The organism is Agathobacter sp. LCP21S3_B2 (assembly GCF_052118705.1).
In the GTDB taxonomy this organism is placed as follows: domain Bacteria; phylum Bacillota; class Clostridia; order Lachnospirales; family Lachnospiraceae; genus Roseburia.
Genome location: NZ_JBQKGQ010000001.1, coordinates 36,430 through 51,917 on the forward strand (window position 1 = coordinate 36,430; position 15,488 = coordinate 51,917).

General features: G+C 42.5%; 12 protein-coding genes. 11 read left to right on the plus strand and 1 reads right to left on the minus strand.

Going from position 1 to position 15,488, the window contains the following annotated elements:
- The first annotated feature begins 1 nt into the window (after window position 1).
- The 10 genes from ACTQ1L_RS00175 (at window position 2) to ACTQ1L_RS00220 (ending at window position 13,156) form a co-directional block, all read left to right on the plus strand.
- Complete coding sequence (locus ACTQ1L_RS00175; protein WP_441365029.1) at window positions 2–1,504, plus strand: NAD(P)H-hydrate dehydratase; 1,503 nt, start codon at window positions 2–4, stop codon at window positions 1,502–1,504.
- Window positions 1,494–2,624 (plus strand): alanine racemase, encoded by a 1,131-nt coding sequence (alr, locus tag ACTQ1L_RS00180; protein WP_321111635.1) that lies wholly within the window; start codon window positions 1,494–1,496, stop codon window positions 2,622–2,624. Before ACTQ1L_RS00175 ends, alr begins: the two co-directional genes overlap by 11 nt.
- 78 nt (window positions 2,625–2,702) lie before the next feature.
- The gene (locus ACTQ1L_RS00185; protein ID WP_012742802.1) at window positions 2,703–3,050 is read left to right on the plus strand and encodes a type II toxin-antitoxin system PemK/MazF family toxin; all 348 of its coding nucleotides are present in this window, start codon (window positions 2,703–2,705) and stop codon (window positions 3,048–3,050) included.
- 15 nt (window positions 3,051–3,065) lie between these two features.
- Window positions 3,066–3,977 carry a hemolysin family protein gene (locus tag ACTQ1L_RS00190; protein ID WP_321111637.1) on the plus strand — a complete coding sequence of 304 codons (912 nt, stop codon included), beginning with the start codon at window positions 3,066–3,068 and terminating at the stop codon, window positions 3,975–3,977.
- A gap of 49 nt (window positions 3,978–4,026) precedes the next feature.
- A complete protein-coding gene (locus tag ACTQ1L_RS00195; protein WP_321111638.1) occupies window positions 4,027–4,755 on the plus strand; it encodes a YebC/PmpR family DNA-binding transcriptional regulator in 729 nt (242 codons plus the stop codon).
- Between the two features lie 40 nt (window positions 4,756–4,795).
- Window positions 4,796–6,250, plus strand: coding sequence for a glycogen synthase GlgA (glgA, locus tag ACTQ1L_RS00200; protein WP_441365030.1), 1,455 nt, complete (start codon window positions 4,796–4,798; stop codon window positions 6,248–6,250).
- 196 nt (window positions 6,251–6,446) lie between these two features.
- Window positions 6,447–9,278: a DNA translocase FtsK 4TM domain-containing protein gene (locus ACTQ1L_RS00205; RefSeq protein ID WP_441365031.1), complete on the plus strand. Its 2,832-nt coding sequence runs from the start codon at window positions 6,447–6,449 to the stop codon at window positions 9,276–9,278.
- A 19-nt stretch (window positions 9,279–9,297) separates the two neighbouring features.
- Window positions 9,298–10,968 carry a formate--tetrahydrofolate ligase gene (locus tag ACTQ1L_RS00210; RefSeq protein ID WP_015516565.1) on the plus strand — a complete coding sequence of 557 codons (1,671 nt, stop codon included), beginning with the start codon at window positions 9,298–9,300 and terminating at the stop codon, window positions 10,966–10,968.
- An 8-nt stretch (window positions 10,969–10,976) separates the two neighbouring features.
- A complete protein-coding gene (gene folD, locus ACTQ1L_RS00215) occupies window positions 10,977–11,819 on the plus strand; it encodes a bifunctional methylenetetrahydrofolate dehydrogenase/methenyltetrahydrofolate cyclohydrolase FolD (protein WP_441365032.1) in 843 nt (280 codons plus the stop codon).
- Window positions 11,820–11,857: 38 nt separating this feature from the next.
- Window positions 11,858–13,156: a chitobiase/beta-hexosaminidase C-terminal domain-containing protein gene (locus ACTQ1L_RS00220; RefSeq protein ID WP_441365033.1), complete on the plus strand. Its 1,299-nt coding sequence runs from the start codon at window positions 11,858–11,860 to the stop codon at window positions 13,154–13,156.
- A 35-nt stretch (window positions 13,157–13,191) separates the two neighbouring features.
- Here the strand turns inward: ACTQ1L_RS00220 and ACTQ1L_RS00225 are convergent, their stop codons facing one another.
- Window positions 13,192–14,184 carry a DUF5050 domain-containing protein gene (locus ACTQ1L_RS00225; protein WP_441365034.1) on the minus strand — a complete coding sequence of 331 codons (993 nt, stop codon included), beginning with the start codon at window positions 14,182–14,184 and terminating at the stop codon, window positions 13,192–13,194.
- Between the two features lie 132 nt (window positions 14,185–14,316).
- On the opposite strand from ACTQ1L_RS00225, the gene ACTQ1L_RS00230 reads away from it, so the two are divergent.
- Window positions 14,317–15,447: a bifunctional chorismate mutase/prephenate dehydratase gene (locus tag ACTQ1L_RS00230; protein ID WP_441365035.1), complete on the plus strand. Its 1,131-nt coding sequence runs from the start codon at window positions 14,317–14,319 to the stop codon at window positions 15,445–15,447.
- Window positions 15,448–15,488 lie beyond the last annotated feature (41 nt).

A 15,488-nucleotide genomic window follows, 5' to 3' on the forward strand; every position in this document is an offset into this window, starting at 1 on the left:
ATTGGAATATATTGTTACAGGTAATGAAATGAAGCTTCTGGACGATACAACATCACAGGTCTTTTTGGTTCCTTCGGTGGTGCTGATGGAGCAGGCTGCGGCCGGTGTTGTCCGGGAGCTTGTTGCATGTTTTGATAAATCAAAGGAGTTTGCCGTGATATGCGGCAGAGGCAATAATGCAGGAGACGGTATCACGATAGCAAGACTTTTAAATCAGGCCGGATACAGATGCATGGTGTACTATGCTTTTGGCACAGATGAGGCAGGAAGCGAGCTCTTTGAGCTGCAGAAAAATATATACGCAAGGTATGGCTTCAAGGTGGTCTCTGATATTGAGAGTGTGTGTAAAAGTGACGTAATAATAGATGCACTGTTTGGCACAGGGCTTAAGCGAGCCATAGAAGGCTCTTTAGCAGATGTGATTTCAGCCGTTAACAAGGCAAATGCTTACAGGGTGGCGGTCGACGTGCCGTCGGGAGTGGATTCTGATAAAGGACATGTGATGGGATGCACTTTTAAAGCAGATTTCACATATACTTTTTCTTATAAAAAGACAGGCCTTCTCCTGTGGCCGGGCTGTGATTATTGCGGTCTGGTTAAGGTGGTGCCTATAGGCATAGATGACCACAGCTTTTGTGGTAATCTGCCATCAGTAAGGGCTCTTGATGAGTCTGATTTAAAGAAGCTTGATAACAGACCGGTACACTCCAACAAGGGAACTTTCGGAAAACTGTTAGTTATTGCAGGAAGCCGCAATATGGCAGGTGCGGCGGTGCTTTCGGCAAAGGCTGCATATAAAAGCGGAGCAGGGCTTGTGAAAATTATAACGCCGGAGTGCAACCGCTCAATAATCCAATGTGCTTTGCCGGAAGCACTGCTTTGTACTGATATCACGTCAGCTAAAGCACTTGAGACAGAGCTTGAGTGGGCAGATGCAGTGGTGATAGGTCCGGGTCTTTCAAAGTCTGATAATGCCAAAATGTTAGTTGAAACAGTACTAAAAACAGCAGAGATACCTCTTGTGATTGATGCGGATGCGCTTAATATCATATCAGAAAGCATGGCACTGCTTAAGGAACATAAAATGCCTGTCATAGTGACTCCACACCTGGGCGAGATGTCCAGACTTACAGGATACAGTATTCCACATATACAGGAGGATATCATCGGTGTGGCAGGGGAGTTTGCAAGCTTGTACAATGTGACTTGTGTGCTTAAGGATTTTCGTACGATTATCGCAGCGGCTGATGGCGAAAAGTTTATCAATCTGTCCGGCAACTGCGGTATGGCAACAGCCGGAAGCGGAGATGTGCTAAGCGGTATCGTGGGAGGTCTTCTGGTACAGTGGCATGACACGAAAAAGGCCGCGGCGTACGGTGCATTTATTCATGGACTTGCCGGTGATATGGCATTTGACAATACCGGCTCTTATGGTATGATAGCAAGTGATATTATTGATGGATTAGATGAAGTTTGGATTAAGGTGGAAAAAAATGGCAATTAACAGAATCAGAGCAGATATAGATCTAGATGCAATTTTATATAATATGGAGTCGATGCACAATAAGCTAAAGCCGGGGACAATGATGGCAGCAGTCGTAAAGGCTGATGGTTACGGTCACGGTGCTGAGGCTGTTTCAGAGGTACTGGAGCCGCTTCCGTATCTGTGGGGCTATGCCGTTGCTACAAGCAACGAGGCAATGCAGCTTATCGCAGCAGGCAGAAAAAAGCCGATACTTATTTTAGGACTCAGCTTCCCGGAGCAGTTTGAGGAGATAGTGGACAACGATGTGCGCCCGGCGGTATGTACATATGAGACAGCTAAGGAGCTATCGCGTATCGCTGTCGCTAAGAATAAAACCTGTAAGATACATATCAAGATAGATACCGGTATGTGCCGTATAGGCTTTCAGGTGACTGAGAAAAGTGCAGATATTATTGCACAGATTGCTAAGCTGCCGAATATTATGATAGAGGGAATATTCACTCACTTTGCAAGGGCAGATGAGCTGTCAAAGGAGCCTGCCTTTGAGCAGTTTGAGCTTTTTAAGAGAATGATAGCTCTTGTTGAGGCAAGAGGAGTCGAGATCCCGATTAAGCACTGCTCAAACAGTGCGGGAATAGTAGAAATCCCTGAGTGCAATATGGATATGGTCAGAGCCGGCATCACACTTTATGGTCTGTGGCCGTCAGAGGAGGTAGACAAGAGTAAAATCTCCCTAAAGCCTGTCATGTCACTGCACAGCAGGGTTGCTTATGTAAAGGAACTTGAGCCGGGCAGGCACATAAGCTACGGCGGCACATTTACGGTAGAGCATCATATGAGGATAGCAACTGTCCCGGTAGGATATGGTGATGGATATTCAAGAGGGCTTTCAAACAAGGGCTGGGTTCTCATAAAAGGAAAAAAGGCGCCTATATGCGGAAGGGTCTGTATGGATCAGTTTATGGTTGATGTGACAGACATACCCGATGTGAAAATAGGTGATGCAGTTACTTTGCTCGGTAAAGACGGGGATGAGACAATCACTATGGAGCAGTTAGGTGAGCTTTCAGGCAGATTCAACTATGAGTTTGCATGTCTTATCACACCGCGTGTTCCAAGAATCTACCACAAAAACTAAAAAAGTGTAACTTTTAAGAATACACTCGAAAAATCTGGAGATACTTTTTGTATACCATAATATGGAGTGTATTCGTGTATGATTATTCAAAGAGGAGATATTTATTACGCTGATTTAAGGCCTGTTGTAGGCTCAGAGCAGGGCGGGATAAGACCTGTCCTTATAATACAAAATGATGTCGGAAACAGACACAGCCCGACAGTAATCTGTGCAGCCATAACCTCGCAGATGCATAAAGCAAAGCTGCCTACCCACGTGGAACTTGCCTGCAAGGAGTATGCGCTTGCGAAGGATTCGGTTGTACTTTTAGAGCAGCTTCGCACAATCGACAAAAAAAGACTTAAGGATAAGGTGTGCCATCTTGATGAGGACACACTGCTTAAAATAGACAGGGCGCTTGAAATCAGCTTAGAACTTATTACATAGGATAATAAAAATATTATGTTATATGCAATTATAATTTTATCAATACTTGTAGTGATACTTCTTTCGTGTATTGGAGTATTGCTCTACGGAATGAAAAACAACAAAAAGACTCTCGATGGAATACTTGGAAATGATGATGTCACAGAGGAAGAAATTATTTCCATGGTCAGGGAGGGACACGAGCAGGGCACAATCCTTGCGTCTGAGGCAGAACTGATACACAATGTGTTTGAGTTTGATGATAAGGAAGTAAAGGATATCATGACTCACCGCAAGAATATCGTAAGCCTCGACGGTAATATGTCCTTTATCGATGCCATCGAATTTATCATAGATACAGGCAAATCACGCTTTCCGGTCTATGAAAACGATGTTGACAGTATCATCGGAGTCTTACATATCAAGGATGCTTTTACGTTTTTTGAAAAAAATGAGGTTTACCGCAGCAGTATCAAGGACATAGACGGGCTTATCAGGCCGGTGGACTTCATACCCGAGACGGTAAATATCAATGATCTGTTCAAGAAGATGCAGTCTAAAAAGAGTCATCTTGCGATGGTAGTGGATGAGTATGGACAGATATCGGGACTTATCGCGATGGAGGATATACTTGAGGAGCTTGTCGGAAACATAGAGGATGAGCACGATGAGGAAGAAAACTATATCAGAAAGAATGATGACGAGACATTTATCATGGACGGCATGACTGAGTTTTCCGATGTGAAGGAGGCGCTGGCACTGCCTGTTGATGATGATGCCTACGAGACGCTTAACGGTTTTATCATATCGCTATCGGATAAGATTCCGGAGGAAGGGGATAAGACTGTTATTAGCGCGTATGGCTATAAATTTTCTGTCATGAGCGTGGAGGATAAGGTTATTAAGCAGGTAATGATTAAGAAACTTGCGCCGGAAGAAAAAAAATGATATTATAAGGTATGGATTATTTTTAAAAGTAGAAAAGAGGATATAAATTATGTCAGGACATTCTAAATTTGCGAATATCAAGCATAAGAAAGAGAAAAATGATGCTGCAAAGGGCAAAATCTTTACAATGATCGGTAGAGAACTTGCAGTTGCAGTTAAAGAGGGAGGACCGGATCCAGCCAATAACTTCAAGCTTGCACAGGTAGTTGCCAAGGCAAAGGCCAACAACATGCCAAACGATACAATCGAAAGAGGCATCAAAAAGGCAGCAGGAGACGGCAACAGTGTAAACTATGAGACAGCTACATATGAGGGCTATGGACCATCAGGCACAGCTATTATCGTAAAGTGTCTTACAGACAATAAGAACCGTACAGCGGCCAATGTCCGTAATGCTTTCACAAAGGGACATGGAAGCATCGGTACACAGGGTTGTGTATCTTACATGTTTGACGAGAAGGGTCAGATCATCATTGACAAGGAAGAGTGCGATATGGATGCAGATGATCTTATGATGCAGGCACTCGATGCAGGCGCTGAGGATTTCGCCGATGAGGAGGACAGCTACGAGATTACAACTGCACCTGCTGATTTTGATGCAGTCAGGGCTGCTCTTGAGGAGGCTGGCATCACAATGGCTTCAGCAGAGGTCACAATGATTCCACAGACATATGTCACACTGACAGATGAAGCTGATATCACGAATATCGGCCGTATCTTAGACCTTCTTGACGATGATGACGACGTCCAGGAAGTATACCACAATTGGGAAGAGTAAACTAAATATTATATATCACGGGTTTTAGCGGGAGGAGAATATGAAGAAGATTCTATTTGTAGCTTCAGAGTGTGTACCATTTATAAAAACAGGAGGTCTCGCAGATGTGTGCGGTGCACTTCCTAAAGAGTTTGACAAGAACTATTGGGATGTAAGGGTTGTAATACCTGATTATAGCTGTATACCGGAGCAGTATCGCAATAATTTTGAGTATGTTACCCATTTTTACATGAGCTCAGGTCCATACGTGCAGGACAAGTATGTCGGCGTGCTCAAATATGAGCAGGACGGCATTACATATTACTTTATTGACAATCAGGAGTTCTTTACAGGATTTTCTCCATATACTTCTGACACAAAGTTTGAGATTGAGAAGTATACATTCTTTGACAAGGCTGTACTCTCTATGCTCCCGCTTATTGATTTTAAGCCGGATATTATACACTGTCATGACTGGCAGACAGGCTTTCTGCCTGTATACTTAAAGAATGAGTTTGCCGCAAATCCATTCTTCTGGGGTATCAAGACTATCATAACTATCCACAATCTTAAGTTCCAGGGTATCTGGGACAAGGAGTGGGTACAGGGTGTTTCAGGTTTTACAGACAATCTGTTCACACCTGATAAGCTTGAGTTCAAGAAGGATGCAAATATGCTTAAGGGTGGTCTTGTATATGCTGACTACATTACCACTGTCAGTGATACATATGCAAACGAGATTCAGACAGAGTACTATGGTGAGGGATTGAACGGACTCTTAAGTGCCAGACATTTTGACATGCAGGGTATCGTAAACGGTATTGATTACAATGCCTATGACCCACAGACTGATGGCAGAATCTATTGCAATTACAATGCTTCCGATTTCAGAAAGAAGAAGTTCAACAACAAGACAAAGCTTCAGCAGGATCTTGGCCTTGCGGTTGACAAGAAGAAGTATATGATAGGTCTCATTTCAAGACTTACAGACCAGAAGGGACTTGACCTCATCAATCATGTGATTGAGGGTATCGTGGATGATTTCACACAGCTTGTTGTTATCGGTACAGGAGATCCTCAGTATGAGAATATGTTCAGACACTATGCATGGAAATATCCTGACAGGGTTTCAGCAAATATCTGTTACTCCGATGATCTGGCTCACAAGCTCTATGCGGCTGCTGATGCATTCTTGATGCCATCCAGATTTGAGCCTTGCGGTCTGACACAGCTTATCTCATTCCGCTATGGTACAGTTCCGATTGTTCGTGAGACAGGAGGTCTCAAGGATACGGTTAAGCCTTATAATGAGTATGAGAATTCAGGAGATGGCTTCTCATTCTCAAACTACAATGCCGATGAGATGCTTGCAGTGATCAATTATTCTAAGCACATCTTCTTCGATAAGAAGCGTGAATGGAATCAGATTGTGGACAGGGGCATGGCCAATGATTTCTCTTGGAATGCTTCCAAGTTCAAATATGAGGGATTATACAATTACCTTATTGGTGAATAAATATTTTTGAAGTAATCAGTTTGTATGCGAAAGGACTCGCAAACAAAATGCCCCGCCGTTTGTGGCGGGGTATTTTTGTAATTATTCAGTTACCTATTTTTAATATAAAATCGAAAAATAACTATAGAAAAATTACACAGAATCGAAGAAATATGTTATTATATACTCTGTAAATCAAAATTCGGAGGTTAGTTACATGGCAACGAGGAAGAAATCCTCAGCAAAAAGACAGACGAAAAAGGAGAGAATGGCTCAGATAGAGAGGCAGCAGGCCTTTAAAAAGGAAATATTTCTATGGATAGTAGTAGCTGTTTCAATCCTTTTATTTATAAGCAATTTTGGGATAGGTGGTCATCTGGGGGACGCTGTAAGCGGTTTCCTTTTTGGCATGTTTGGAATGGTGGCATATATTTTTCCGCCTGTGCTTTTAGTAGGCAGCTTTTTTGCTGTTTCCAATAAGGGCAATTCATATGCTATCATGAAGCTTGTTATGACCATAATTCTCATATGGTTTATATGCGTATTTATGTATCTGGCAGTGTATGGTGACTTTGCGGTTTCACCGGTGCAGTCATATATTGATAGTGTGGAAAGGCATTCGGGTGGTGGCTTTATAGGTGCTCTCATAGGCTATATTTTGGTTCCGGCGGTAGGTATTATAGGAGCATATGTGGTGACAATAGTTGTGATGATTATCTGCCTTGTACTCATTACCGGTAAATCATTTATGAAGGGCATGAGAAACGGCGGCCGCAAGGTATATGAGTCAGCGCGTGAGAATAATGAGAGATATCAGGAGTATCGCGAGTATAAGTCAAGAGAGCGCCAGACGAAAGCTGCTTTGGCTTCGGATGATACAGAGAGTGACTTAAAGGATACTGCAAAAGGTGGCAGAAAGAGTAAGCGTGCCGGCCGCAGGATGGATAATAAGATAACAGGAGTGTCACTTGATACAAAAATTGATGGCAGTGAAAACGCGTTAGATTCAAGCGTGACTGATGGTGATACAGCACATGCCGGGATATTTGGACAGGGGGCTTCCACTACAGATGCACTTGGTGAGATAACTATAGAGAATTATCCGAGTTCACCGGCCATAAAGGAGAAAAAGACGACAAGCCTTACTTCGGGAAATGCAGGGGAGATGGTGCAGGAACCGGATTTTGGTGTGGCATCGGAGCCGGTACCTGTTTTTGGTGGAGGGGCTGGCAGCGACAATGCAGATGAGCTTGGAAGAAAGACCCTGCAGCAGATTAATGGCATGAAACCGGACGGCTCGGGGGCAACAGCTGCAAGCCATGTGTCGCAGATACCTATATCGGGCTGCGTGGAGCCTGATATATCTGATGATTTTGGCATACAAAAAGATAATGAGCTGCAATCAAAATTATCAGCTCCGGCTGCAGATGTGGTAATGACAAAACCACCTGCAGCAGAGCCGAGTAAGAAAAATGTCAAATCAGACAAGGATGAGCTTGCCAAAGAGGTTGAAAAAGTCAGCGAGCAGATAGCGATAAATGACGCAGAAAATGAAATCCAGCAGAAGCCGTATATATTTCCGGTTGTTGATCTGCTTAAGGCTCCTGACAGGGGAAAAACCGGTGATTCGCAGGCTCATTTGCGTGAGACGGCGGCAAAGCTTGAACAGACTCTTAATGTGTTTGGGGTGAATGCGAAGGTGAATAATATAAGCTGCGGTCCTGCTGTTACAAGGTTTGAAATCACACCGGAGCTTGGAGTGAAGGTATCAAAGATTGTGAATCTGGCAGATGATATAAAGCTTAATCTGGCAGCCGCGGATATACGAATCGAGGCTCCTATTCCGGGAAAAGCCGCTGTGGGCATCGAAGTGCCAAACAGCCAGAGTGTTGCTGTTTCCTTCAGGGAGCTTGTGGAGTCTGAAGAATTTAAAAATTCCAAATCAAAGATTACCTTTGCAGTGGGAAAAGATATTGCTGGCAAGGTTAAGGTTACGGATATCGCAAAAATGCCACATCTTTTAATTGCAGGTGCTACCGGCTCAGGTAAGTCAGTTTGTATCAATACAATTATCATGAGTATACTATACAAGGCAAAGCCGGATGAGGTAAAGCTGATTATGATTGACCCGAAGGTGGTTGAGCTTAGTGTATACAATGGCATACCTCATCTGATGATTCCGGTTGTTACAGATCCTAAAAAAGCTGCAGGAGCATTAAACTGGGCGGTTTCAGAGATGACCGACCGATACGAGAAGTTTGCAAACAGCGGTGTCAGGGAAATAAACGGTTACAATGCCATGATTGATGCAATGGATGGCAAGGATACAGAAAAACCGCCAAAGATGCCACAGATTGTCATTATAGTGGACGAGCTTGCAGATCTTATGATGGTTGCATCAAAGGATGTAGAGGAGGCAATATGCAGGCTGGCACAGCTTGCGAGAGCAGCCGGTATACATCTGATTATAGCTACACAGAGGCCTTCTGTTAATGTTATTACAGGTCTCATCAAGGCGAATATGCCAAGCCGTATCGCATTTGCGGTTACAAGCGGTGTTGACAGTCGTACCATACTTGATATGAATGGTGCGGAAAAGCTCCTTGGAAAGGGAGATATGTTATTTGACCCACAGGGTGTTCCGAAGCCCCTTCGAGTACAGGGCGCATTCGTTTCAGATAAAGAAGTTTCCAATATTGTGAAATTTATTATTGAAAATAATGAGAATGCACAGTACAGTAATGATGTGGCACAAAAGATGGAGAGCCTGTCGAATGATACGACAAATACAACCGTTACCATTTCAGATGTTGAAAACACGGATGATGGCAGGGATTCTTACTTTGCAGAGGCTGCGTCAATCATCACAGACAAGGAGAGAGCTTCAATAGGAATGCTTCAAAGATACCTTAAGATTGGCTTCAACAGAGCAGCCCGCATTATGGATCAGCTAGAGGAAGCCGGTGTAGTGGGACCGGAGGAGGGCACAAAGCCCCGCAAGGTTCTGGTGACTAAAGAGGAATTAGATACTATATTAGAGAATAATTAACACAAAGGAGCAGAGAAAAATGAAAACAGATATTCAAATCGCACAGGAAGCTACAATGCTTCCAATCAAGGATGTAGCAGCATCTATAGGGATTAAAGAGGATGACTTAGAGCTTTATGGAAAGTATAAGGCAAAGATTTCTGATGAGCTCATCAATCGCACAAAGAAAAATCCTGACGGAAAGCTCATACTTGTTACAGCTATAAACCCGACTCCTGCAGGAGAGGGAAAGACAACCACAAGCGTCGGTCTTGGAGAGGCATTTGGACGCCTTGGGAAGAAAGCACTTATCGCACTTCGTGAGCCGTCACTTGGACCTTGCTTTGGTATCAAGGGAGGAGCAGCCGGTGGCGGATATGCACAGGTTGTCCCAATGGAGGATTTAAATCTTCATTTTACAGGAGATTTTCATGCAATTACATCTGCGAACAATCTGCTTGCAGCACTTCTTGACAATCATATCCAGCAGGGCAACGAGCTTGGCATCGACCCGCGCCAGATTGTATGGAAGAGATGTATGGATATGAATGACCGTGTCCTGAGAAATATTGTTGTTGGTCTTGGAAGCAAGATGGACGGAATGGTCAGAGAGGATCATTTTGTCATCACTGTAGCATCTGAGATTATGGCTATACTCTGCCTGGCTGATGATATGGCAGATTTAAAGAAGCGCCTTGGCAGAATTATCGTGGCATACACCTTTGACGGAAAGCCTGTCACAGCCGATGATCTTCAGGCTACAGGCTCTATGGCTGCTCTCTTAAAGGATGCCTTAAAGCCGAACCTTATCCAGACACTTGAGCATACACCGGCGATAGTTCACGGTGGACCTTTTGCCAATATAGCACACGGATGTAACAGTGTCCGTGCCACAAAGACAGCATTAAAGCTTGCAGACTATGTTATTACTGAGGCAGGCTTTGGTGCAGACCTTGGCGCAGAGAAGTTCTTTGATATCAAGTGCCGTATGGCAGGACTTAAGCCGGATGCAGTTGTACTTGTTGCAACAATCAGAGCATTAAAATATAATGGCGGCGTGCCGAAGGATGAACTTTCATCAGAGAATCTTGATGCACTTAAGGCTGGAATCGTAAATCTTGAGAAGCATATTGAGAATCTTCACAAGTTTGGTGTGCCTGTAGTTGTCACATTAAATTCATTTGTCACAGACACCAAGGCTGAGACTGATTTTGTAGAGCAGTTCTGTAAGGAAAGAGGCTGTGAATTTGCACTCTCAGAGGTATGGGAGAAGGGTGGCGAAGGCGGAATTGATCTTGCCAACAAGGTGCTTGAAACAATCGAGCACAAGGAAAGCAATTTTAAGGTGCTTTATGATGACAGTCTTTCACTTAAGGAAAAGATTGAAACTGTTGCAAAAGAAATATATGGAGCAGATGGTGTTACATATTCTCCGGCAGCAGAGAGAGAGCTTAAGAGGATTACAGACCTTGGAATGGGAGATTTTCCTGTATGTATGGCAAAGACACAGTATTCGCTTTCTGACGATGCAAAGAAGCTTGGCAGACCGAGTGGCTTTAAAATCAACGTACGTGAGGTTTATGCGTCAGCAGGTGCAGGCTTTGTTGTAGCAGTAAACGGTTCTATTATGACTATGCCGGGACTTTCAAAGAAGCCGGCTGCATACGGCATTGATGTGGATGACAATGGTGTGATCACAGGATTATTCTAGGAGGAAATATGGCGGCTAATCTAATAGACGGAAAATTAATTTCAACGCAGATTAAGGATGAGCTTAAGAAAGAAGTGGCAGAGCTTAAGAAAAAGGGTATCGAGGGGTGCCTTGCGGTGATTCAGGTCGGAAATGACCCTGCATCATCAGTGTATGTGCGCAACAAGAAAAAGGCATGTGAGTATGTCGGAATCAAATCGCTCTCGTATGAACTTGCAGAGGAGACTACGGAGGATGAGATATTAAAACTTATCGAAAAGCTCAATGCTGATGCTTCTGTAAATGGTATTCTCTGTCAGCTTCCACTGCCAAAGCATATCGATGAGGACAAGGTTATTGATGCTATCGACCCGAAGAAGGATGTTGACGGCTTCAGTCCACAGAGTGTTGGTGCGATGGTTATAGGAAAACCGGGCTTTTTACCATGTACTCCGGCCGGTATCATTCAGCTTTTAAAGAGAAGCAATATAGATATTGATGGGAAAAGCTGTGTTGTGGTCGGTAGAAGCAATATAGTTGGCAAGCCGATGTCACTTCTCATGCTGAGGGAGAATGCAACAGTTACGGTATGCCATTCACATACAAAGGATTTAAAAGAGGTGTGCAAAAATGCAGATATCCTCATTGTGGCAATAGGAAAGCCTAAGTTTATAGATGCCTCATATGTGAAGGATGGTGCTGTTGTCATTGACGTAGGAATTCACAGAAATGCTGAAAATAAGCTGTGTGGTGATGTGGATTTTGATTCTGTTATGCCTAAAGCGTCACATATCACACCTGTACCTGGCGGTGTAGGACCTATGACAATTGCAATGCTCATGAGCAATTGTGTCGAGGCTATGAAGAGATAATGCTACATTTTTAGACAATATGTAAGAGGATTAGATGTATGAGATGTGCCAATTGTGGTAATGAATTGAAGGAGGGCAGTCTGTACTGCGATGCCTGTGGGCATCCGGTGCAGATAGTGCCTGATTACAACGAATTTGATGATTATCTTGATAATCTGGTTGGAAACGATGACAGGTCAACTGATGAACAAAAGACAGTAGGGTCTGTATCAGATAAGACAATAAGGTTTGACCAAGCAGCGAGAGAGCAGTTCTATAATACCAGTCAGCCGACTGGACAGAACCGGGATAGAACATCAAAGTCTGAAATGCAGCAGGTAAAACAGACGCAGGAGAGACAGTCTCAGGGGAGACAGATGTCTGAGAAGCCACAGTCAGACAGACAGAGAGAAAAGAGTGCGCAACAGAAGAGAATGATTATTATCTTGGTGGTATGTGTCATTTCTATTGTTATACTGGTTGTCATTGTGACTAATAATGTACGCAAATCTCATGAAAGTTCATTTGATTATCAGGTGAAGCAGGCAGAAGAGGCTTATGAGTCGGGAGATACAAATTCGGCTGTATCATATTATGAGAAGGCCTTATCAATTGATTCTGATAATACTGATGTCATGTACAAGCTGGCTGATATATATATGGGAAAGAAGGATTATGATGCTGCACTTATACTGTATCAGGAGATTATAAATGTTGATTCGAAAAGCGAGGAGGCATACAAAAAGCTTATTTCAATCTATGAGTCCAAAAAAGACTATGATGCGATAGTTTCATTGCGAGATGGTGCTAAGGATAAAGATATACTTAAGTTATTTAAGGATTATGTGGTTTCAGAGCCTGAATTTAGTAAAAGCAGCGGTAAATATGGAGAAACCTTCGAGCTTTCAATAAGTGCGGATAAAAATGCGAAAATATACTATTCGTATGATTCGGATAACCCATTGAGTCGTGGTGAGAAATATCGTAATCCGATAAGTCTTGACAGGGAGGGCACTTATGAGATAACTGCTGTTGCAGTTGATGAAAGAGGCATAAAAAGTGAAATTGCATCTGCCAGGTATGAAATCGAGTTTGAGGCTCCGAAAGCACCGGAGGTGGATCCTGATGGAGGAACATTTGGTGCTCAGACTGATATCACAATCACAGTTCCTGAAAATTGTAAGGTGTATTATACATGGGATTCGTCAGACCCTACTGCAGCATCGACAGAATATACAGCTCCTATCCCTATTCCGGAGGGCAATAATGTGTTGTCTGTTATAGCGATAGATCAAAGAACCAAAAAGACGAGTGACATATACAGATCAAGATTTGAATTTTATATGGATGGACAATAAAAAAACGCCTGGCAAAGCTGTCAGGCGTTTTTTAATTAGTTGAATGGCTTTATATCACCGGGGTTTGAGATTGACGTGTAATATACTTTGTTTGAAGAAAAATCTGTAAAATATACGTATTGGGATGTCACATTTATACTACTGTATTCACCCTTGGCCAATTCCTTAAAGCCGGTTCCATCATCCTTTACCATGCAAAGAGCAGCGTCATCGCCACCTCTCTGATAGAATATTTTGCTGCCGTAAACATTGAAATGTTCTATGTTTCCTTCGGTAAGAACAACAGGATTCGGATTGTTTACGTTGACATGGACAATTGCGTTATTTTGGTCTACATCCATATAGAAAATATTATTTTCGTCCATCACAACAGGCTTATAGCAGTTACAGTCATAAAAGAGAGACTGTGTCTGTGATGCGGTGTCATATCTGAAAAGCTGACCATTATCGGGATTATTGTAGTAAAAATACTGTCCGGAAGCATTGCAGGTGAAAAGATAGTGGTTATATACCTGTTTTTTTTCTGTTCCGTCAATTTTTACCCTGTATAGTGTTGTGGCTGTCTTTGTATCATAGTGCAGATAATAAATATAATTGCCTATGAGGGAGGCATATATGCATGGCTCTTTGTCAAGAATAAAAGCCTTGCCACCTGTTCTTTTGATACGGCATAAGCTGTTTTTGTCATATGCAAAGAACATTGTACTGGTTATGTTATTTGTATTGTTTCGTACATAATATATGAAGTTTTTGTCAGCATTTATGTACATTACAGAGTCGTTGCAAAGCTTATGTACATTGCTGCCATCAACATTCATGGCATATAATCGGCCGTTATCATTTGGATTTGAGAAAAAAATTTCACCGTTGCTTTCACAGAAAAGACCGGCATTGTACAGATTGCCGGAGAGGTTTCCGTTTACATAGGTTGAATTAAATTTAACTTTTGTGTTTAAATAATGGTATGCAACAAAGCCTGCTATGCATATAACAAAAAGCAGAATGAGAAGCTTAATATATTTTTTCATGGAAATTCCTCCGCTTTGGATAGTTACAGTTTTAACTAAATTATATCTGCATATGATAAATCTTTCAAGGATTACTTGCCTTTCTGTGAATTTTGTAATAGAATTTTACTATATCTTTTTTAGGAGACAATGATGGAAGATTTAATGAAATTAAGAGAGTCTATCGATGAGATAGACAATGAAATAGTCAGATTATATAAGGAAAGAATGGAAATTTCAAAGCATGTTGCCGAGTATAAGATAACTGCCGGCAAAAAGGTCTTTGACAAGACAAGAGAAGATGAAAAACTTGAAAAATTATCAGCTCTTGCAGATGATGATTTTTTAAGACATGGTATAGTTGAGCTTTTTGAGCAGATTATGTCAACCAGTCGCAAGAAGCAATATCAGCTTATGACAGAGCACGGCATAGTGGAAAAGGAGGACTTTACAGAGGTAGACAGCCTGGATTTTTCCAATGCAAGGATTGTGTTTCAGGGAGTTGAGGGTGCATACTCGCAGCTTGCCATGAAGACCTACTTTGGCGAGAACTGCAATGGCTACAATGTGGATACATGGAAAGATGCCATGGAGGATATCAAGTGTGGAAAGGCTGATTATGCTGTGCTTCCTATAGAAAATTCCTCAGCCGGTATTGTATCGGAAAACTATGATTTGCTCGTTGAGTACGATAATTACATAGTTGGGGAGCAGATTATCCGTATCGACCACAGCCTGATGGGACTTCCCGGTGCAAAGATTTCTGATATCAGGACAGTGTATTCGCATCCACAGGCGCTTATGCAGTGCTCGGATTTTTTTGATGAGCACAAGGATATCAATCAGGTAGCTGTCAGGAATACGGCTTTTTCGGCAAAGAAGGTAAAGGATGACGGAGATATCACACAGGCCGGCATAGCGAGCCATATCTCAGCTGATATATATGGACTTCAGGTACTTGAGAGCTGCATACAGAACAATAAAAACAATGCGACAAGGTTTATAATTGTGTCAGCTAAAAAGGTGTGCCGCAGGGATTCAGACAGGATAAGTATCTGCTTTGAGACTCCTCACAAGAGTGGTGCACTGTATCATATGCTTGCCCACTTTATATACAATGGAATCAATATGTTAAATATCCAGTCTCGTCCGATACCCGATAAGGCATGGGAGTACAGATTCTTTGTCGATTTCGAGGGACGTTTTACGGATACGGCTGTCCAGAATGCGCTAAGAGGCATAAGAGAAGAGGCAATTGCCCTTAAGATTCTTGGTACCTATTAATATTAAATGATAGAAATTCTGATAATCGGATAAAATGATAG

What these genes read in the sequence shown, in the direction of transcription:
- alr (WP_321111635.1), top strand. Translation starts at nt 1,494, where the DNA reads ATGGCAATTAACAGAATCAGAGCAGATATAGATCTAGATGCAATTTTA.
- ACTQ1L_RS00185 (WP_012742802.1), top strand. Translation starts at nt 2,703, where the DNA reads ATGATTATTCAAAGAGGAGATATTTATTACGCTGATTTAAGGCCTGTT.
- ACTQ1L_RS00190 (WP_321111637.1), top strand. Translation starts at nt 3,066, where the DNA reads ATGTTATATGCAATTATAATTTTATCAATACTTGTAGTGATACTTCTT.
- ACTQ1L_RS00195 (WP_321111638.1), top strand. Translation starts at nt 4,027, where the DNA reads ATGTCAGGACATTCTAAATTTGCGAATATCAAGCATAAGAAAGAGAAA.
- glgA (WP_441365030.1), top strand. Translation starts at nt 4,796, where the DNA reads ATGAAGAAGATTCTATTTGTAGCTTCAGAGTGTGTACCATTTATAAAA.
- ACTQ1L_RS00205 (WP_441365031.1), top strand. Translation starts at nt 6,447, where the DNA reads ATGGCAACGAGGAAGAAATCCTCAGCAAAAAGACAGACGAAAAAGGAG.
- ACTQ1L_RS00210 (WP_015516565.1), top strand. Translation starts at nt 9,298, where the DNA reads ATGAAAACAGATATTCAAATCGCACAGGAAGCTACAATGCTTCCAATC.
- folD (WP_441365032.1), top strand. Translation starts at nt 10,977, where the DNA reads ATGGCGGCTAATCTAATAGACGGAAAATTAATTTCAACGCAGATTAAG.
- ACTQ1L_RS00220 (WP_441365033.1), top strand. Translation starts at nt 11,858, where the DNA reads ATGAGATGTGCCAATTGTGGTAATGAATTGAAGGAGGGCAGTCTGTAC.
- ACTQ1L_RS00225 (WP_441365034.1), bottom strand. Translation starts at nt 14,184, where the DNA reads ATGAAAAAATATATTAAGCTTCTCATTCTGCTTTTTGTTATATGCATA.
- ACTQ1L_RS00230 (WP_441365035.1), top strand. Translation starts at nt 14,317, where the DNA reads ATGGAAGATTTAATGAAATTAAGAGAGTCTATCGATGAGATAGACAAT.